At 45.0% G+C, this 18,414-nt stretch carries 19 protein-coding genes; 8 read left to right on the top strand and 11 right to left on the bottom strand.

Annotated elements, in window-relative coordinates; all coding sequences use genetic code 11:
* Window positions 1-300 precede the first annotated feature (300 nt).
* The gene (locus B5Z18_RS30600; protein WP_079473381.1) at window positions 301-930 is read left to right on the top strand and encodes an NAD(P)-dependent oxidoreductase; all 630 of its coding nucleotides are present in this window, start codon (window positions 301-303) and stop codon (window positions 928-930) included.
* Between the two features lie 47 nt (window positions 931-977).
* On the opposite strand, the gene B5Z18_RS30595 is transcribed toward B5Z18_RS30600, so the two are convergent.
* Window positions 978-1,976 (bottom strand): helix-turn-helix transcriptional regulator, encoded by a 999-nt coding sequence (locus B5Z18_RS30595; RefSeq protein ID WP_079473380.1) that lies wholly within the window; start codon window positions 1,974-1,976, stop codon window positions 978-980.
* A gap of 110 nt (window positions 1,977-2,086) precedes the next feature.
* Here B5Z18_RS30595 and B5Z18_RS30590 point away from each other — a divergent pair, with 110 nt between their 5' ends.
* The 7 genes from B5Z18_RS30590 to B5Z18_RS30560 all read left to right on the top strand — a co-directional run bounded on the left by B5Z18_RS30590 (window position 2,087) and on the right by B5Z18_RS30560 (window position 10,833).
* Window positions 2,087-2,299 (top strand): hypothetical protein, encoded by a 213-nt coding sequence (locus B5Z18_RS30590; RefSeq protein ID WP_079473379.1) that lies wholly within the window; start codon window positions 2,087-2,089, stop codon window positions 2,297-2,299.
* Window positions 2,300-2,482: 183 nt separating this feature from the next.
* On the top strand, window positions 2,483-4,864 hold the full coding sequence (locus tag B5Z18_RS30585; RefSeq protein ID WP_079473378.1) for a TonB-dependent receptor: 2,382 nt from the start codon (window positions 2,483-2,485) through the stop codon (window positions 4,862-4,864).
* Between the two features lie 21 nt (window positions 4,865-4,885).
* Window positions 4,886-5,749 (top strand): DUF4249 domain-containing protein, encoded by an 864-nt coding sequence (locus tag B5Z18_RS30580; protein ID WP_079473377.1) that lies wholly within the window; start codon window positions 4,886-4,888, stop codon window positions 5,747-5,749.
* Between the two features lie 120 nt (window positions 5,750-5,869).
* A complete protein-coding gene (locus B5Z18_RS30575) occupies window positions 5,870-6,748 on the top strand; it encodes a sterol desaturase family protein (RefSeq protein ID WP_079473512.1) in 879 nt (292 codons plus the stop codon).
* A gap of 154 nt (window positions 6,749-6,902) precedes the next feature.
* A complete protein-coding gene (locus B5Z18_RS30570) occupies window positions 6,903-7,292 on the top strand; it encodes a BlaI/MecI/CopY family transcriptional regulator (RefSeq protein ID WP_079473376.1) in 390 nt (129 codons plus the stop codon).
* A gap of 10 nt (window positions 7,293-7,302) precedes the next feature.
* The gene (locus B5Z18_RS30565; RefSeq protein WP_079473375.1) at window positions 7,303-9,588 is read left to right on the top strand and encodes a M56 family metallopeptidase; all 2,286 of its coding nucleotides are present in this window, start codon (window positions 7,303-7,305) and stop codon (window positions 9,586-9,588) included.
* 114 nt (window positions 9,589-9,702) lie between these two features.
* Window positions 9,703-10,833, top strand: coding sequence for a C1 family peptidase (locus B5Z18_RS30560; RefSeq protein WP_079473511.1), 1,131 nt, complete (start codon window positions 9,703-9,705; stop codon window positions 10,831-10,833).
* Between the two features lie 161 nt (window positions 10,834-10,994).
* On the opposite strand, the gene B5Z18_RS30555 is transcribed toward B5Z18_RS30560, so the two are convergent.
* From B5Z18_RS30555 to B5Z18_RS30510, 10 genes are all read right to left on the bottom strand, one after another.
* Entirely contained in the window at window positions 10,995-11,282 is a 288-nt protein-coding gene (locus tag B5Z18_RS30555; protein WP_079473374.1) for an acylphosphatase, read from the bottom strand.
* 448 nt (window positions 11,283-11,730) lie between these two features.
* Window positions 11,731-12,330 (bottom strand): 2'-5' RNA ligase family protein, encoded by a 600-nt coding sequence (locus B5Z18_RS30550; protein WP_079473373.1) that lies wholly within the window; start codon window positions 12,328-12,330, stop codon window positions 11,731-11,733.
* Window positions 12,331-12,461: 131 nt separating this feature from the next.
* Complete coding sequence (gene tpiA, locus B5Z18_RS30545; protein WP_079473372.1) at window positions 12,462-13,223, bottom strand: triose-phosphate isomerase; 762 nt, start codon at window positions 13,221-13,223, stop codon at window positions 12,462-12,464.
* A 9-nt stretch (window positions 13,224-13,232) separates the two neighbouring features.
* A complete protein-coding gene (locus B5Z18_RS30540) occupies window positions 13,233-14,411 on the bottom strand; it encodes a putative sugar nucleotidyl transferase (protein ID WP_079473371.1) in 1,179 nt (392 codons plus the stop codon).
* Between the two features lie 69 nt (window positions 14,412-14,480).
* A complete protein-coding gene (locus tag B5Z18_RS30535) occupies window positions 14,481-14,732 on the bottom strand; it encodes a type B 50S ribosomal protein L31 (RefSeq protein WP_079473370.1) in 252 nt (83 codons plus the stop codon).
* 74 nt (window positions 14,733-14,806) lie between these two features.
* On the bottom strand, window positions 14,807-15,298 hold the full coding sequence (locus tag B5Z18_RS30530) for a YajQ family cyclic di-GMP-binding protein (protein WP_079473369.1): 492 nt from the start codon (window positions 15,296-15,298) through the stop codon (window positions 14,807-14,809).
* A gap of 93 nt (window positions 15,299-15,391) precedes the next feature.
* The gene (locus B5Z18_RS30525; RefSeq protein WP_079473368.1) at window positions 15,392-16,126 is read right to left on the bottom strand and encodes a head GIN domain-containing protein; all 735 of its coding nucleotides are present in this window, start codon (window positions 16,124-16,126) and stop codon (window positions 15,392-15,394) included.
* A gap of 51 nt (window positions 16,127-16,177) precedes the next feature.
* Window positions 16,178-17,260 (bottom strand): DUF4097 family beta strand repeat-containing protein, encoded by a 1,083-nt coding sequence (locus B5Z18_RS30520; protein WP_079473367.1) that lies wholly within the window; start codon window positions 17,258-17,260, stop codon window positions 16,178-16,180.
* On the bottom strand, window positions 17,244-17,801 hold the full coding sequence (locus B5Z18_RS30515; protein ID WP_079473366.1) for a hypothetical protein: 558 nt from the start codon (window positions 17,799-17,801) through the stop codon (window positions 17,244-17,246). The genes B5Z18_RS30520 and B5Z18_RS30515 overlap by 17 nt, the downstream gene beginning before the upstream one ends.
* A complete protein-coding gene (locus tag B5Z18_RS30510; RefSeq protein ID WP_079473365.1) occupies window positions 17,801-18,367 on the bottom strand; it encodes an RNA polymerase sigma factor in 567 nt (188 codons plus the stop codon). Before B5Z18_RS30510 ends, B5Z18_RS30515 begins: the two co-directional genes overlap by 1 nt.
* Between the last annotated feature and the right edge of the window lie 47 nt (window positions 18,368-18,414).

The raw sequence follows: 18,414 nt of genomic DNA, 5'->3' as shown, positions 1-18,414 counted from the left end.
TTTGTATATGATTTGGGGAGATGTAAGCGGGTATAACCACTTATATCTCCCCAAATCTTTTTAAATCAAAAGTGATCAAATCCCTAAATCAGCTTAATCAGGGTTAATCCTGAGAAAGACAACATCCGCAAAAAACAATTGGTAATTAAAATATCTTCCCTATCTTTGTACTGTAATTATTTTTATTACAGATCAAGGGATCTGTTTTTTTATCCCCTAAACTGTAATATTTTTTCTAACAATTAGAACAATCAGCACGGGCAGGCTGTATTATTTAGTCACTACAAAAAAATAAAAATCATGAAAGTTGCCATCATCGGAGCATCCGGATTTATAGGATCAGCCATTTTAAATGAAGCGCTGAGCAGAGGACATGAAGTTACCGCTATCGTTCGTCACCCGGAAAAGATAACCGTTACCAACGCACATCTTACTGTAAAAAAGGGAGACGCCACCAACGAAGCAGAGTTAACACCACTGCTGGCTGGCAATGAAGCCGTGATCAGCTCCTACAGCGCCCACGACTCCGCCACCTACGTAAAAGCTATCAACGCCATTATTAATGCTACCAAAAAATCCGGTATCAAAAGGCTGATCGCTGTTAGTGGTGCAGGCAGCCTGGAAATCGCCCCGGGCGTACAATTGCTGGATACACCGGAATTTCCTGCAGAATGGAAAGGCGGCGCCACTGCCACCCGCGACGCATTCAATGTGATTAAACAATCTACAGATCTCGACTGGACCGTGATAAGCCCGGCTATGATGATAGAACCAGGTGAACGTACCGGAAAATTCCGTTTGGGCACCAACCAGGTAGTATTCAATGATAAAGGAGAGAGTAAAATTTCTTCAGCCGACTACGCCGTAGCCCTGCTGGATGAACTGGAACAGCCGCAACATATCAAACAACGCTTTACATTGGCGTATTAATAAAAAGGGACAGGAGAAACGAATCGTTTCTCCTGTCCCTTTTATTTTTAACCCCTGACTTTCCCGGGACTTATCCCGAATTTCTTACGGAAAGCAGTACTGAAGTGCTGCGGAGATGAATACCCTGCCTGTTCCGCAATGAGCGACATGGGCAGATCTCCTCCCTGTATCAGTTCCCTGGCCAGTTCCAGGCGGTGGTCGTTCAAGTAACCAAATACCGTATTATCAAAAATGGCTTTAAAGCCTGATTTCAGCTTAAATTCATTCAATCCCGCTTTGCGCGATAACTCCTCCAGGCTCAGTGGCTGTTGCACATGCTGTATCACCAGGTCCCTCGCGTAATACAGCTTCTCAACATCCTGCGGAGTGATTTTACTGCGTAAAGGCGTGCCGGACGATTGGGTCGCTTCCATCTGCTCACATTGCAAAGCCAGTAACTCCATAGCTTTCGACTGTAAGAACAGCTTTTTCAAACCTCCCTGGAATTTACACTGACGCACCTCCTCCATCACCATCTTCATACGGGGAGTAATCCGGGGATTATACTTATCCGCCAGCGTAACGGATTTATTCCCGGCCACGTTATTGGCCAATCCATCCAGCACCCGCCCATTATTCTCCGCCAGCTCCAGGAAACGCGCCGGTGTAAAGCTCAGGCCCAAAAAGTGAATGTCCCGCTGCTTCTTTACCGCTATCGTCTCCGTTTGCGCCGGGCTAAACATAAGATTATGCTCCTGTGTGGAAAACCTGAAATTGTCTGAAATGCCACCCAGTGTGGTAGTAATATCTCCCTGTTCCATGAACAGGAGCATCACCAGGGGTTCCATAAAATCCGAAGAAATATGGATATTCTCGTAAACCTGTGCCTCGCAACAGGCAATACTGGTGCCTTCGAAGTTATATTCGTGCACAGTTGCAGAGCCAAAATCCTTTTGCAGTTCCTGGGTTTCTTCAATCATTCCCCTGGAACGGATCTTATGGTAATCGAAAGGAATTTCTTCCGTTAGCAATACCTGGTTGGCATCATCTGTAATAACTACGCCCATAAAAAAATCCGTTTCGTATAATTGATAATCCGTCTCGTGTAACAGTTATATGGGATAACAGTAGCAAATTTGCATAAAAATATTCCGAATACTCAAAAAAATTATCATCTATGTTGGGAATATTCCGTACCAATATTACAACTGTTCAGGATAGAAACAATGTGATTGACGCCATTTCAGCACAATTTACCGTAAATGCCTGTAGCGTAGACCTGGAAGACTGTGACAAAGTACTACGCATTGTAAGCCCTCAATCATTGGCAGAACAAACTATTATAGATTTTGTAACCCGGCTCGGGTTTAACTGTGCCATCCTGGATTAACAGGGGCTTGCATTTTATTGAAAAAGGAAGGCATGAGCCTTCCTTTTTTCGTTAAATCATGTTATAACACAATTATGATTTAAAAAAATAATTTATCGCCGTAGGGGTAACATATTTTTGCAACGTCTTATATGCATGCAACAAAAATGCAACAGACATAATATAAAACTGCATCTGACTTTTATGAAAACTAAGGCAACCATGTTGCTGTCTCTGCTCATTTTGATCCTCGCAGGACAATCAGCAACCGCACAGCAGCAACGATATACCGTAAGCGGCTATGTAAAAGACAAGAAAAACGGGGAAAGCCTGGTAGGCATTTCCATTGGCAAAAGCGGCACCAGTCTGGGTACCGTGAGTAACCAATACGGATTTTATTCCCTTACGCTTCCGGCCGGAGAACACGAACTGCAGTTCTCTTATATGGGCTACGGTACCTATAAAACAACCGTTAACCTGAGAAAGAACGTTACACTCGATGTAAGCATGGAAGCCACCAGCAGCCAGCTGAACGTAGTAACCGTTAACGGCCAGAAACAGGAACGGACCGTTAATACCCTGAATACCAGCATCAACAAACTGGATATACAGCAAATGAAAAAGATGCCCACCTTCATGGGTGAGGTAGATGTACTGCGGGCCATCCAGACCCTCCCCGGTGTTAACACCGTTGGTGAAGGCGCTTCCGGCTTTAACGTACGCGGTGGCAACAGCGATGAAAACCTCATCCTCCTGGATGAAGCGCCTGTATACAACTCCACCCACATGCTTGGCTTCTTCTCTGTATTCAACCCGGATGCCGTTAAAAGCCTCAACCTCATCAAAGGTGGCTTCCCCGCTGAATACGGTGGCAGAACTTCTTCCGTATTGGATATCCGTATGAAAGATGGTAACAACCAGGACTTCAACGTAAACGGCGGTATCGGTAACATCTTCAGCCGCCTGTCGGTGGAAGGCCCGCTGGTAAAGGATAAATCCTCCTTTATAGTGGCCGCCAGAAGATCTTACATAGATATCCTGATGAAACCTTTTGTAAAGGGAGATATGAAAGATACCAAGCTCAATTTCTACGATCTCACCGCCAAAGCCAACTACAAATTCAATAAAAATAACTCCTTGTTTGTAAGCGGTTATTTTGGCAGAGACGTTTTTGGTTTTGGAAAAGATATAAACATGAACTGGGGCAACACTACTGCCACCGTAAGATGGAACCACGTATTCACCAACCGCCTGTTCATGAACTTTACTACTTATTATAGTAAGTATGATTACAGCCTGAAGTTCAGCAACGATTCCAAGAAAGCAACCAATGAAGATTCACAGGGATACGACTGGACATCTAACATTATCAACTACGGTGTAAAACCTTCCTTCACCTATTACATCAATGCCGCCAACAGCCTGCATTTCGGGGTACAAGGCATCTATTACACCTTTAAACCAGGTACAGGTACCAGCACGGAAGGATCACTTAAACACGTTAAACAAATTAATGATCAGCACGCACTGGAATCAGCCGTATACCTGGATCATGAATTTAAACCAACAAAGAAATTCGGGATTCAGTACGGAGGCCGTTTATCTGCCTATCAGTTCATCGGTAAAGGAACTGCCTACTATTTTAATGATACCACACCAGGCATCCGTAAGCGGTTAATAGGCAGCAAAGACTACAATGGCAATGACCTGATCAAAGGCTACTATTACTTCGAACCCAGGATCAGTGCCCGATATGCGTTTACAGACGAACACGCCGTGAAGCTGGCCTATAGCAGAACTACACAGTTCATGCACCAGCTGTCCAACACCGCATCCCCTACTCCCCTGGATATCTGGACGCCCAGCACCAACAATATCAAACCAATGGTGTCTGACCAGTATACCGCAGGCTACTTTTACAATGCGCCTAATGATGCCTACGAACTGTCGGCCGAAGTGTTTTATAAAACCACCGACAACCAGCTGGATTACATCGACAACGCCAACCTGCAGCTGAACCCTCTTATCGAAGCAGATCTGCTGCCTTCCCAGGGACGTGCATATGGACTGGAACTCTATGCGAAAAAAGATATCGGCAAAACTACCGGTTGGGTAAGCTATACGCTGTCACGCACAGAAAGAAAAACCATCGGTATCAGTATGGATGAATGGTTCCTGAACCGTTACGACCGCACCCACAACCTGAACCTGGTGTTAACACATACTTTCACGAAACGTACCTCCCTGTCGGCCAACTGGGTATTCGCCTCCGGCACACCGGGAACTTTCGCGGATAACAGGCTGGAATTCCAGGACTGGGACATTCCTTACAACAGTACCGAGAAACGCAACAACTACCGACTGCCGGCATATCACAGACTGGATCTGTCTATGACACTGAAAGGCAAACAGCTGAAACGCTGGAAAGGAGAATGGGTATTCTCACTGTATAACGTATATGGCCGCAGAAATGCCTACACCATCTACTTTAAACAAAACGACGATGATCCTACCAAACGGGAAGCAGTACGCCTGTCTATCATAGGCTCTATTATCCCTGGTATCACATATAACTTCAAGTTCTAATTGTCCAAAATTCAAGATCAGATGAAAAAGTCATTATTCCTCATATTGTTTGCTGTTGCTGCAGGTTTCACCGCCTGCGAAGACAAGATTGACCTGGACATTACGAAAGGAATATCCTACCCGGTACTGGATGCATGGATTACCAATGAAGCCGGTATACAAACCATCAAGTTTACCATGTCGGTTCCTTATACGGATAACAGCCCGGCTCCCATCATCGATGATGCGAAGATCACCCTGTTTGACCTAACCACCGGCGAGTCTTATCCGTTCCTGTTCAAAGACAACAAATACACCTACAACGCTTCCAACAAAGCTATCGGTGTTATAGGCCACGGATACAAGCTGCATGTGGAATTCAAAGGTGAAATATTTGAAGCGTTCGACAGTATCAAAAGAGTAACAACCATAGATTCTATCTCTTATGAATTCAAAACAAAAGAGGAATCTATCAGCAACAAAGAAGGCTACTACGCCAAGTTCCACGCCAGGGACCTGGCCGGTGCAACAGATTATTACTGGATCCGCTCCTACCGTAATGATACGCTCAGGCGCCTGGAGGATAACTTCTCCATTGATGGTTCCTACGATGAAGGCGTTTCCGATGGCAACACATTCATTTTACCGATAAGAGAAGGCATCACTGACTATGATAAACCTTTCCAGGCAAATGAAAAGGCCATTGTAAGAATGCTTTCCCTCACCCACCCAAGCTACGATTTCCTTACCCAGGTAAATAACCAGGTAAATTCCGGCGGATTATTTGCCAAAGTGTTGGAAAACGTAAAAAGCAATGTACATAATACCACTCCTTCCGGTAAAACGAGGATCCTGGGCTGGTTTGGTACGTCTGCCGTGAGCCGCGCAGAGAGAACATTTAAATAGTGCCTGTTTTTTAATACTACAATGCAGCGGGGAAACTTTTTCTCCGCTGCATTTTTGCTTTCATCACCGCGGGAAGCCCGGCAAAAAATCGTTAACTTCCGTAACAGAAAGTTTCCACATATGCCTCCCGACCTGATAACATATGCCATTCCCGGATTTGTGCTGTTGATACTGCTGGAAATCGTTTTTACGGCCATCGATAAAAAAAATATGTATGAGCCCAAAGATGCCCTCAGCAGCATTGCAATGGGCCTGGGCAATGTGTTTATCGGGATCTTCACCAAAGCTGTTATTTTTGGTATCTATCTTTTTCTTTACCAGTTCCGGCTGTTTACGTTGGGCTTTACCTGGTGGGCATGGGTATTATGTTTTTTTGCAGATGATTTCAGTTACTACTGGTTCCATCGCAGCAGTCATAGTATCCGTTTCTTCTGGGCCTCACATGTCATCCATCATTCGTCTGAAAAATACAACCTCGCCACCGCCCTGCGTCAAACCTGGACCGGCAATTTAACCGGCACCTTTACTTTCTGGCTCTGGATGCCGCTCGTTGGGTTCCATCCGGTGATGGTAATGAGCATGCAGGCCATCAGCCTGATTTACCAGTTCTGGATTCATACAGAAGTGATCCATAAATTACCGGCGCCCATAGAGTACGTGTTCAACACGCCCTCCCATCACCGCGTGCATCATGGCTCTGATATCGATTACCTGGACCGGAACCATGCGGGGATCCTCATTATCTGGGATCGCATGTTTGGTACCTTCACCCCGGAGAAGCAACGACCGGTATATGGTCTCACTAAAAATATACACACCTATAATCCCTTCCGTATTGCCACCCATGAATGGCTGGATATCTGGCGGGACGTGCGGCACGCCCGTTCTTTACGTGAGGCCGCGCACTATATTTTTGACGCCCCCGGCTGGAGTGCAGATGGCAGCCGGAAAACCACGCGGCAGCTGCGAAGGGAACAGGCCCTGCCTGCCAGGGATTGAACGTTGGCAAGCCTCATTTCCTCCCCTCTCTTTTTGTTAAAGAAAATGCAATTTTAAAAAAATCTTCCCCGATATTTTGCAATTACGAAAACTATCGTACATTTGTTTACGAAGATATTCGTACAACAATAATCATCATCCATAAATCATTGCTTTGAAACAGATCCGGCCTACAGAAAGTGAATTGGAAATTTTGGGCGTTCTCTGGGAAAAGGGCCCCAGCACCGTTCGTGAGATACATGATATCTTATCTCAGACGAAAGATGCCGGCTACACCACTACCCTCAAACTGATGCAGATCATGCATGAAAAAGAGCTGTTGCAGCGCGATACCAGCAGCAAAACTCATGTATACACTGCCGCCATTTCACAGCAGAAAACACAGCAACAATTACTGGATAAAATGATAGATACCGTTTTTGGCGGTTCGGCTTCACAACTGGTTATGCAGGCCCTCGGCCATCATCAGTCGTCGGGAGAAGAACTGGAAAAGATCCGGCAATATCTTACTGCAATAGAAAAAGAACAAAAGGAAAACAGGTAAATCTAGTACTATGAATGTATTACCTATTACGGGCGACTTCGTGCGCGCCCTGGGTTGGACCATCCTTCATTCCATGTGGCAGGCGTTCTTCATCTATGCCTGCTTACGGATAGTATTAAAACTCTGGCCACAGGCAGGCGCACGGATAAAATACAATCTGTCGCTGCTCTCGCTCTCGGGCATTTTTACCTGGTTCCTCGCTACGTTGTATATGCATGTGCAACGACTGCAGGAAGCAAGAGAAGCAGTACTACACTTCAGTGGCACCCTTACTCCGCAGGAAACGGTTCATCTCACTGCCGTGTATCCCAGCCAGGACCCGCTGATATGGCTGTTTCCCAACCTTGAACTTTGTTTTCCTTTCCTGGTAGCACTATACATTACCGGTATGGCCGGCATGATCGTCAAACTATTATCCGATCTGTTTCAACTCCGTAAAATCCGTACCACCCGGATAGAGCCTATGGGAGAAGCATGGGATAAACACCTGGATAAACTGGCCGCCAGATTACAGATTCCCCGCAAGGTGAAACTCCTCATCTCCAGGCATGTACAGGTCCCCGTGATGCTGGGATTTTTAAAACCCCTCATCCTCTTACCGGTAGCAATGGTGAATAACCTTACGGAAGCCCAGCTGGAAGCAGTACTGCTACACGAACTGGCGCATATTAAACGCAACGATTATCTGTTGAATATCTTCCAATCAATTGTTGAAACAATTCTTTTCTTCAATCCTTTTGTATGGCTGATTTCCAAAATCATCCGTATGGAAAGGGAACATTGTTGCGACGACCTGGTTATAGCCAGCACCGTACAACCACTGCAATATGCGCATGCACTGGTAGCGTTGGAGGAATACCGCCTTACCGCCAACCGGCTTACTATGGCTGCTGCAGACAGTAAACAACATCTGTTTCACCGCATTAAACGCATCATGGAAATGAAAACTAAACACCTTAATTATAGCCAGAAATTTTTAGCCGTACTCATCATCGCCACTGGCCTTATCTCTATTGCATGGCTAAACCCTGCTAAAGGAAAAGATCATAACGACCAGCAGCAACCGGCAAAAGCAAAAATTGTAAAAGACAGCGCTCCGCAGAAAAAGCTGGCCGCCGTTGAACCGGATGAAACTACCCACAAATTCCGGGAACAACTGGAAATTGCTACCACAGATACCGTTCTTCCGGCGCCACCACCAACACCTGCTCCTGAACCGGTAACTGCTCCTGTTCCAGAGCCTGCGCCTGCACCATTACCCCCAGTGGCACCACTGGCGCCATTAAAAGAGGACCTGTCAGTAGACCTTTCAGATATCCAGGTAACAGACCAGAGCAACGTTTCCACCAATGTAAATACACAGGTAAACGTAAATAAGAATAATAAACGCACTGCAACAACCAACAAAGCGCAGGCATTTAATTACAACTATAAATTCGACTACCAGGTCAACAAAGATGAAGTACGCCAGCAGATCCGGGAAGCACAAAAAAGCATCCAGCAGGCCATGCAGCAGCTGAACCAGGTAGATATGAAAAAAGTACAGGCGGATATAGCCGAAGCCACCAAAAATATTAAATGGGATGAAGTATCTGCCGAAACCCGTAAGGCACAGGAAGAAAGCGTGAAAGCCCTGAAAAATATTGACTGGAGCAAAATCAGCGCCGCACAGAAAGAGGCCGCTGAAGCACTGAAGAACATTGATTTTGCAGCGCTCAACAAAAATCTCCAGGCTGCATACGCTGGCATCAACACAAAGGAATTCTACGATAAGGTAAGCAAGGAAACTAAGGCGGGTCTTAAAGCAGCCAGCCAGGCCACTCAACATGCTGCCTCCTCCCTGGAAGAAGCCCGCAAAAACAGGGCGGAAGCACTCGCCAATGCCGCAAGAGTACGGGAAAATATCGCCAGGGAAAGAGAAGTTACCCAGAAAAACAGGGATGGAGAACTGAGAGCGAGGGAAGGCGATGAAAGAGCAAAAGAAGGAGAAAGAAGAGCGAAAGAAGGAGCTGAAAGAGCGAAAGAAGGAGAAAGGAGAGCGAAAGAAGGGGCTGAAAGAGCGAAAGAAGGTGAAAAAAGAGCCGCCTTTTATAAAGAAATGATCTCCCAAATGGAGGCAGATAAGCTCCTGGACGCCAAAAAAGGTTATAAAGTAGAAAAAAATGAAAACGGGCTGTTCATCAATGATGTTAAACAACCGGACAACGTGGTAAACAAATACCAGAAATACCTGCAAACAAAACAGGTTATCATAAAAGGTTCTGCAAACTCATATCATTCCGATATACAAAACTGATTTACTGCCATTCTATTGCAGATTACATCCGTACCATTACCGTTCATACGGTAATGGTATTTTTTATTATACGGGTTCGCTTATCTTTAGGTTAATAATTTAATGAAATCGCATATGAAAACATTTTGTTTAACCCTTGCCATGTTCACCGCCTTAGCAGCAGGTGCGCAGGAAAAGGGCGTTGTAATCAGCAATCTGGAAAACGGTAAAATCAATGCAGCCACCCCGGTTAAAAACCAGGGCATGACCGGCACCTGCTGGTCATTCTCCTCTACTTCTATGGTAGAATCGGAGTGTTTACGAAAAGGACTGCCGGAACTGGATCTGTCTGAAATGTTTACCGCCCGCAATATCTATATAGAAAAAGCCAAAAATTATGTTCGCCGCCAGGGCTTCGCCCGTTTCGATGAAGGCGGACTGGCACACGATGTAATCCATTCCATAGCTGCCTATGGCATAGAACCGGAAAGCGTTTACAGCGGTTTAAAAGGCAATGCCACCGTCCACAACCACTCAGAAATGGTGGTGACCATGAAAAAATACCTCGACAGTATCATCAAAGTATCGCCTGTACCGGATAACTGGATATCCCAGTTTACAGGGATCCTCGATCAATACATGGGAGCGCCTCCTGCCACTTTTGAATATAACGGCAAAACATATACTCCGCAAAGCTTTGCAAAGGAAGTGGTTAAGTTCAATGAAGACGATTATGTTTTCCTGACTTCCTTTACACACCATCCTTTCTACAAGTCCTTTATCATTGAAGTACCGGATAATTTCTCCAACGGCGCTTATTTCAATGTGCCCGTAAAAGAACTGACCGGTATTACGGAATCCGCCTTGCAAAAAGGCTATACGGTATTATGGGATGCAGACGTAAGCAACCGCGGGTTCGCCAGCAGCAAAGGATTTGCATTACTCACCTCACCGGAAATCACGCTGAAAAAAGATAGTATCGATCCTGATATGACTGAACCCCTATATACACAGGATTCACGTCAAAAGCTATACGAAGAGTTGATTACACAGGATGATCACCTGATGCACATTACCGGGATCGAAAAATCACCAAAGGGTAAAACATTCTTCCTGGTAAAAAATTCATGGGGTAAAAACTCCAGTCCGTTTGGGGGCTACGTAAATGTATCCGAAGCTTACTTCGCAGTAAACACCATCACGATTGTTGTTCCAAAAGCCGCACTGGATAAATCTTTCCAAAAGAAATACACCAGTACTAACTAAATAAACATGCATGACAAAAGCGCAAAGAAATTTTCACGGTTGTATTCAGTTGCGTTGCTCCGTAAAATTTCTTTGCGCCCGTTGTCTGCCGGTCACGGATAGCTTTATCTGCGATTGATTGGCATAGGTAACGAAGCACCTGCTGTTACCGGACCAGGGATTTATGAATAAAGGATAGTAAACCCTTTGATATGTTGTACATCACCGTCGGTGATTTCCAGTTCCTTCACTGCAGCCATAGCAGGCCCCGACCTGCACCATGCAATAAAATCTTCCATTTCTTCCGCTGTTCCCTCTGCCAGTATCCATACACTTCCGTCCAGCAGATTTTTAACTTGTCCTTGTATATGCATTGAATCGGCTACACGCTTTGCATTAGCTCTGAATCCTACTCCCTGCACACGGCCCTTCACAATAATTTCTTTGTGTACAACTGTCCTGGTTGCCATAAATTTATAACGATTTTCCCTGTAATGGTCTTCTTCGGATGGGGTTATATCACATGAATACAGCTCCCACTCAAAACATACTAAATATTCGTCAAAGATACAAACAACCGGAAAACTAATTACAGACAGGAACCTTCAGGGCATACCAGAAAAAGAAGAATTGGTTAAACAAACAACTATCTGAACCAGGATTTACCGGATTTATGGATACGCAGCAACCTATGAAAATGCTTGCCTACGGATCTAATAACCACTACAGTTCTATAGCCAGCCTGCAACAGCGGCCGAAAAACTGCAATAGCAACAGTATGAAAGGATGGTTAACTTGAGGGAAACAAACATTGATGAAAATTGATATAGGGGATAACAAATTATTTTATCCGTAACATTTCACCAATCCTGCGAATCTACCATCCGGTAATTCCTGAATCAGACTATAGTTCACTGCTTATGCAGCAGCATAATTAAATAATGAACCTACCATGTGCTCAATATCTCCAAAAACAAAGTCTTTCACCCGCTCATACTTACCACCGGACGCCGGTCTTTTCAACAGGCTAAAACAATGGCAGTTAAAGCTGCGCACAAAAATCTGCTGCGCCAGCAATGGCATGATCATATTTACCTCCGCATCCTGCAAACCTCTCGCCAGCATAATATGCGGCTTGAATGTTTGTGGTTTCAACTCAAAAGTTTGCATAATGCTGCGGTGTAAATCGATCAGTGGCTTGGGATTGGCTACATTGATGAAAACACTGTTGTGCCCGTCCGCATGCCTCAGGGCATCAATCTTTGCCGTATAGATGGCAAAGCCAGCCTGTTTACGCGCTACCTCTTCCAGCATATCAACAAAATCGTCCTGGAAACGCTCAGGGAAAGCAGACCTGAACAAGGCCACATGAACCGGTGCAGCAGACATCATCGTATCGCTTAACTCAGTTGCTACAAACTGACGGATACGGGTCACATCTTTCGCAACCAATGCATCCGGATTCACTACCACCAAATAATCAAATACCTCTTCCGAAATTTCATAATTCGTATTCATAACCTGATATTTTAATTCTTCCTGTTAGAATGACAATACGAATATACAACCTTTTTTCAGAAATACTAATATTTTTAGCATTATTTACTAAAAAAATACGCAGTTATTATAACTGCGTATTTCTCAATTACTTAAGATAACTTCTCAATAATCGCCACAAAGTCGGCTGCTACCAGGGAAGCGCCACCAATCAAACCACCATCTACATCCGGGCTGGCAAAGAGTTCTGCCGCATTGCCGGGTTTCGCGCTGCCACCATATAAAATGGAAGTATGCAAGGCTGCCTCACGGCCAAATTTATTAGCAATCTGCGAACGGATAAACGCATGCATGTCCTGCGCCTGTGCGGAACTGGCTGTTAAACCGGTACCAATAGCCCAGATCGGCTCGTAAGCAATCACCACATTCTTCAACTGCTCTTCTGTAAGGTGAAACAAACTTTCTTCCAGTTGTTTTGCCACATACGCATTCTGCGTTTCCGCCTGTCTTATTTCCAGCGGCTCACCACAGCAGAAAATAGGTTTCAAACCGTTAGCCAGCGCCTGGTCTATCTTCTTAGCCAGCATAGCATTGCTTTCCTGGAAATATTCCCTTCTTTCAGAATGACCCAGAATAACATAATCAACACCTATTGATTGCAGCATTTCAGCAGATACCTCACCGGTATAGGCGCCGGATTTTTCACTGTAGCAGTTCTGCGCTGCCACATAAAAACCAGGATAGTTTTTCAGCAACGATTTTGCTTTCTGCAGATAAGGAAACGGAGTAGCGACTATTACTTCCTGTCCTTCTTTCAGTTTCAGTCCTGCCTGCAGGATATCGTTGATCAACTGCTCGCCCTGTGCCAGCGTAAGGTTCATTTTCCAGTTACCTGCAACAATTTTCTTTCTCATACTGTGATATTAAGTTTTAAGGTCTTTCTGATTTATTTGTGCATATAATGCTTCCAATACCTGCTTATCCTTTTCTGTAAGCTCTTTCCCCTTCAACGCCATCCAGCTACCGGCATCCTTCAGGGCTTCTGCCAAACGGTAAGTGGCCTGATCCCCCCAGCTGAATGAACCCACAAATTTCGGCGGAAAATGCCCGCCAAACACATTGCACGATACCCCGATCACAGTACCCGTATTCAGCATTGTATTAATGCCGCACCTGCTGTAATCACCCATCAGCACACCGCATTTTTTACCCGCGGATACGGCCTCTCCCTGCGCCTCCATCCATACCTTCACGTCAGATACATTATTCTTCAGGTTGGAACCCGATGTATTGGCCCCGAGGTTACACCATTCCCCTATCACTGCATCTCCCAGGTAACCATCATGCCCCTTATTGGAATACCCAAACATTACGCTGTTCTTGATCTCGCCTCCACCGGTACAATACGGCCCCAATGTAGTAGCGCCATATATTTTAGTCCCCATTTTCAATACGGCCCCTTCGCCCATCGCAAAAGGTCCCCTGATCATACAGCCTTCCATCACTTCCGCATCCTTCCCGATATAAACCGGCCCTGTAGCGGCGTTCAGCACACTGTACTCTACCTTCGCGCCTGGCTCCACGAAAATGTCCGTATGATTGATCTGTTGATTGGTGTGTGATAAGATAGCAGATTCCCTGCCCTTTGTAAGCAGCTGATAATCTTCCCTGATTGCTTTATCGTTGAGCGCAAAGATATCCCAAGGCTTATAAATTCCCAGTACTTCCCCCGGATAATTTTTCCGGGCGCCCGGAGCCAGCAATGGCGCCCCCTCCCCCTGCACCGCTTTCGCCAGCAACTCGTTGTCTTTATACAACTCCTCTTCCGGTTGTAACTCACGGATAGCGGCTACCAGTCCGGCGTCCGGCAGTATATGTCCACTCAGTAAGATGTTAACGGTTTGGTTGCCTTTGTATAGCAGGGGAAATTTGTCCTGCAGATGCGGTACGGTGAAATGACTAATACCTGTACCCAGCCAGTGCTCCCACTTCTCCTGTATGGTGAGTATTCCTACTCTGCAGGCAGCAATGGGTCTTGTATGCGTAAAGGGGTATAACAGTTCACGTACGGGCGTGTCAAAAAGAATATAGTTACGCTCCATAGGGGGCTAAAATAAAAAATCCCATCGATAAGCCGATGGGATTTTTCTAAAAAATATTTTACTTAGAAACTATGCTTTCTTAGCGTAGCGCTTGTTGAATTTGTCAATACGTCCTGCAGTATCCACCAACACATTCTTACCAGTATAAAAAGGGTGAGAAGTATTGGAAATTTCCAACTTAATCAACGGATACTCATTACCATCTTCCCACTTTGCAGTTTCTTTGGAAGGAGCGGTAGAGCGGCTTAAAAAGCTCTCGCCGTTTGACATATCTTTAAATATCACAAATCTGTAACTTTCTGGATGGATTCCCTGTTTCATATCAAAATTATTGTAAATACAGGGTGCAAAGTTAACTAATTTTCTTTAACACCCAAAGATTATTCGTAAAAAAATCAGGATTTCATGTTAATATACTGCAAAGGTATACCCAGATTGGATTCCTTCGCCTTTTGTATAACCTCCTGTAAGTCATCGATCTTCTTCCCGGTTACCCGTACAATATCGTCCATAATGGCCGCCTGTACCTTTAAACCGGCATCCTTGATCATCTTTACTATCTTCTTGGCATCTTCCTGCTTAATACCATTACGCACCGGTATTTCTTTCTTAAATACCTTCCCGCTCTGGTAAGGCTCCTTACTCAGATCGTAAATACTGGCGTCCAGCCCCTGGCGCATCGTCCGGCTTACCAGCACATCCAGCACCTGGCCCAGTTTCATATCACTTTCTACCTCTATATTCAGCACCAGTTCTTTCTTATTCAGCTCAATCTCCACATGTGAACCCTTGAAATCAAACCTGTTGGTGATCTCTTTCTTCACCGTGTTAATAGCATTATCCAGTGTCTGTAAATCTACTTTGCTAACAATATCAAAGGACGGCATAATTAAAATTTTTATATTCGAACAACAAATATAAAAAAGAAAAAGCAGGTAGAGAACTACCTGCACGTTATATACTCTAAATCTAACTTGTTATTATATCTTGCTGATCTTACCCATGCCGGACACAGACTGGGTAATACTCGGTTCTCCTTTATATTTTACCTTTCCCATACCGGAAATGCCTACGTCCAGTTTCTTCTGCACAAATACATCTGCCTTACCGGTACCGGAAATACCAATCTTCGCATTTTCAGTGGACAGATCCAGCGCTGAAATATCAGCAGAACCGGAAATACTATAATCGGCCTTATCCGTATTGCCCTTCAGGGTAAGGTTACTGGCTCCTGCAACGCCCACTTTCAGTTCATGGGTACGGATATCGAGGTCGGCATCAGCCGCACCACTGAACCGCAGCTCTATACGGTCGCTGGTAAGCTTTCCCTTGCTGGTAAAACCACCGGCGCCACTGGCCGATAATTTATCTACCTTCTGCAGGGTGATGTATACTTTGATTTCTTTGGTAGGCTGAATATTGTACCCTTTCTTTGAATGGATTCTTAATTCGCCACCGGCAATATCTGTCAGGATATATGGCAGCAGGTTATCTTCTGCCTCTACCCGGATAGAATGGGTATTCCCCTGTTCAATCACCACCTTATAAACACCGGAAGTACTGATATCTGTAAAGGCAGACGCATCCCGGGATTCCTGTTTCACATTTCCGTTTCCCTTTATTCTTTCATCGCTCTGACGCGTAAAGGAAACAAGTACACTGGCCGTAAGCAGCAATGGCAAAGCAACCAGGAAGTAAGCAGCGATTCGTTTCATAGTGTAACTTTATTTTAAAAAGATTTTAGAATGGCGTTCTGATCTGTTTAATTAATAGGTGCCCAGTTTTACATCGGTGTTTGTACCACGTATTTTTATATAAGGAGATGATTCACTTCCTCCCCCCGCCAGCGCCTTAAAACGCAGGTTCGAATTCATCTTGTTGGAGATCACATTCTTCAGCTCCAGCCCACCGGTATCCAGATCCCCGTTTACCAGGTTCGCTTCTATCGATAATGGCTGCCTGGAACCAAAACTGATATTCAGATCTGAATACGTGAGTTGAAAATCGGCCTGCTTAAATCCGTTGCCCACTTTCTCTATCTTCACATCTCCATAGGTCATATTCAAATCAACAGACTGCTGCAGTTCTCTTAACCGCACATCAGAATAAGTACCCCGGCCAGACACGGCACCTGTTACATCCATTTTATAATCATCGTAATTGGAAGAAATTCTCAGGCTGCCCACGCGGTTAAACGCATACTCACTATAGTTGGAATTGGCATCCAGCGATTCCAGCTGTCCGCCACGGATAGCAGAATAATTCCCCCTCACCCTTACATTGGCCGCTTTGCCAACCTTGCCCTTATCACAATAATTTATTTTGAAGACAAGATCCTGCGCCTCACGGATATCAAATGTGCAATAGTTCATTTCCAGGGTGACAGGGAAACTGAACTTATCCGCTATCACATCGCCAAACTGGTTCTTCACCATTAAGTTCTGCAGGCTTTGCGGAATATAAATATCGTAGTCAATGTTCACGTAATCTTTCGAATCCATTTTACCACCCCATGAAAACCAACCGGAATTGTTCTTCGACGGGTTGTAATAAGTAGTCAGCGACACACCGTTGTTACCCTGGTTGGTGTTCACTTCCACCAGCTCCGCAATGGCTTTCGCCTGCTCGTCATTTTTACCGAAACCGGTAACAGTGATGGTTGCTTTGATTTCGTTTTTGTTCCACGCATGAAAAATGATTTTGCCGTACTTATTGGAAAGGTTTAACGTGGCGTTATCATTTACGGTGAACTCCTTTACAATGGTTCTTTTATAAGTAGTAGATCCGTTGTGGGCCTGCGCCAGTAAAGGCAGCAGCAGGAATAACAAGCACTTAAATTTCAGCTTCATAATGTTTTTTTGTTTGACCGGGAGCTACATGTTTATCGTGTAACTCTTCCAAAATTTTATCCAACAGATCCAGCTTCAGCTGGTAGTAGCGCACCATAGCAGCGCGGATTCTTTCATTGCCCGGATTATTTTTTAATTCTTTCTCCAGTGCTTTATAAGTATCGTTGCGAAGTTCCAGTTCCTTACGGGCAGCGCTATCCAGCCCCAGTGCTGAATCGGGATAAGCATCAATCAGCTGCAGTTTTTCGTTTATGCGCGACGTATAGTAAACGCCCGCTTCCTGTATATCAGGCGCTAACACAGCAAGTTCCTGCTGCTGCGGCTGACGGTGTTTGGTGAAGTAAAAAAGAGCGCCTGCATTGGCCAGCAATACTGCGATCACGGCTGCTTTAAACCAGTTTTTCTGTAAAAGGGAAATCACCTTTCCTTTGCGCCTGCCCGTCAGCTCCTGCTCCAGTGCGCTCCAAACCCTCGGTGAAGGGCCCTCTTCCTCAAATTCGTTCCGGTGCTGGCGGATAAAACCTTCAAAATTGTCTGGCATTAACGAGTTACATTTTGCTGTTTTACAATTTGTCTTACTTTCTCCTTTGCACGCATGTACTGCGTTTTTACAGTAGATTCGGTAATACCCAGCATTTCTGCTATTTCCCGGTGTGAATACTCTTCAAAAAGATAGAGATTCAATACCGTCCGGTATCCCTGTGGTAAACCATGTATGGCAGATTTCACGGCGGCAACGGTCCAGGTAAACTGGGCCTCATCAATGCCCTCTTCTGCCAATACTTCCACTTCATCCACTTCTTCAAAATACACCTTCTTCTTACGCAGTGTATTCAAACAGTGGTTTACCACAATCCGCTTGATCCAGGCGCTGATACTGGCCTCACGTTCCAGCTTATGAATGCTTTTGTGCACCTGGATAAAAGCCTCCTGCAAAGTGTCTTCCGCATCATTCACATTATTGGTCATACGCAGGCAGATGTTATACATCGCAGCCGAATAGGCTTCGTACAATTCACGAAATGCACGGACATCTCCTTTTTTGCAGCGTTCTACTATATGTGCTGCGAGTGGCGTCTGATTCAAGTTAGTGGCTGATGCTTTCATTATAAAGACAGTAATTGTAGAAAAGGTTGCATGATGCTGACGGGGAA

The sequence above is a fragment of the Chitinophaga ginsengisegetis genome, assembly GCF_900168065.1.
GTDB lineage: Bacteria > Bacteroidota > Bacteroidia > Chitinophagales > Chitinophagaceae > Chitinophaga > Chitinophaga ginsengisegetis.
This window is presented reverse-complemented; position numbering and strand designations above follow the sequence as displayed.

Bases quoted from the DNA above. Each gene is read 5' to 3' on its own strand.
- B5Z18_RS30580 (WP_079473377.1), top strand. From the start codon at position 4,886: ATGAAAAAGTCATTATTCCTCATATTGTTTGCTGTTGCTGCAGGTTTC.
- B5Z18_RS30525 (WP_079473368.1), bottom strand. From the start codon at position 16,126: ATGAAACGAATCGCTGCTTACTTCCTGGTTGCTTTGCCATTGCTGCTT.
- B5Z18_RS30515 (WP_079473366.1), bottom strand. From the start codon at position 17,801: ATGCCAGACAATTTTGAAGGTTTTATCCGCCAGCACCGGAACGAATTT.
- B5Z18_RS30550 (WP_079473373.1), bottom strand. From the start codon at position 12,330: ATGAATACGAATTATGAAATTTCGGAAGAGGTATTTGATTATTTGGTG.
- B5Z18_RS30575 (WP_079473512.1), top strand. From the start codon at position 5,870: ATGCCTCCCGACCTGATAACATATGCCATTCCCGGATTTGTGCTGTTG.
- B5Z18_RS30600 (WP_079473381.1), top strand. From the start codon at position 301: ATGAAAGTTGCCATCATCGGAGCATCCGGATTTATAGGATCAGCCATT.
- tpiA (WP_079473372.1), bottom strand. From the start codon at position 13,223: ATGAGAAAGAAAATTGTTGCAGGTAACTGGAAAATGAACCTTACGCTG.
- B5Z18_RS30520 (WP_079473367.1), bottom strand. From the start codon at position 17,260: ATGAAGCTGAAATTTAAGTGCTTGTTATTCCTGCTGCTGCCTTTACTG.
- B5Z18_RS30565 (WP_079473375.1), top strand. From the start codon at position 7,303: ATGAATGTATTACCTATTACGGGCGACTTCGTGCGCGCCCTGGGTTGG.
- B5Z18_RS30560 (WP_079473511.1), top strand. From the start codon at position 9,703: ATGAAAACATTTTGTTTAACCCTTGCCATGTTCACCGCCTTAGCAGCA.
- B5Z18_RS30510 (WP_079473365.1), bottom strand. From the start codon at position 18,367: ATGAAAGCATCAGCCACTAACTTGAATCAGACGCCACTCGCAGCACAT.
- B5Z18_RS30555 (WP_079473374.1), bottom strand. From the start codon at position 11,282: ATGGCAACCAGGACAGTTGTACACAAAGAAATTATTGTGAAGGGCCGT.
- B5Z18_RS30540 (WP_079473371.1), bottom strand. From the start codon at position 14,411: ATGGAGCGTAACTATATTCTTTTTGACACGCCCGTACGTGAACTGTTA.
- B5Z18_RS30535 (WP_079473370.1), bottom strand. From the start codon at position 14,732: ATGAAACAGGGAATCCATCCAGAAAGTTACAGATTTGTGATATTTAAA.
- B5Z18_RS30530 (WP_079473369.1), bottom strand. From the start codon at position 15,298: ATGCCGTCCTTTGATATTGTTAGCAAAGTAGATTTACAGACACTGGAT.
- B5Z18_RS30585 (WP_079473378.1), top strand. From the start codon at position 2,483: ATGAAAACTAAGGCAACCATGTTGCTGTCTCTGCTCATTTTGATCCTC.
- B5Z18_RS30595 (WP_079473380.1), bottom strand. From the start codon at position 1,976: ATGGGCGTAGTTATTACAGATGATGCCAACCAGGTATTGCTAACGGAA.
- B5Z18_RS30590 (WP_079473379.1), top strand. From the start codon at position 2,087: ATGTTGGGAATATTCCGTACCAATATTACAACTGTTCAGGATAGAAAC.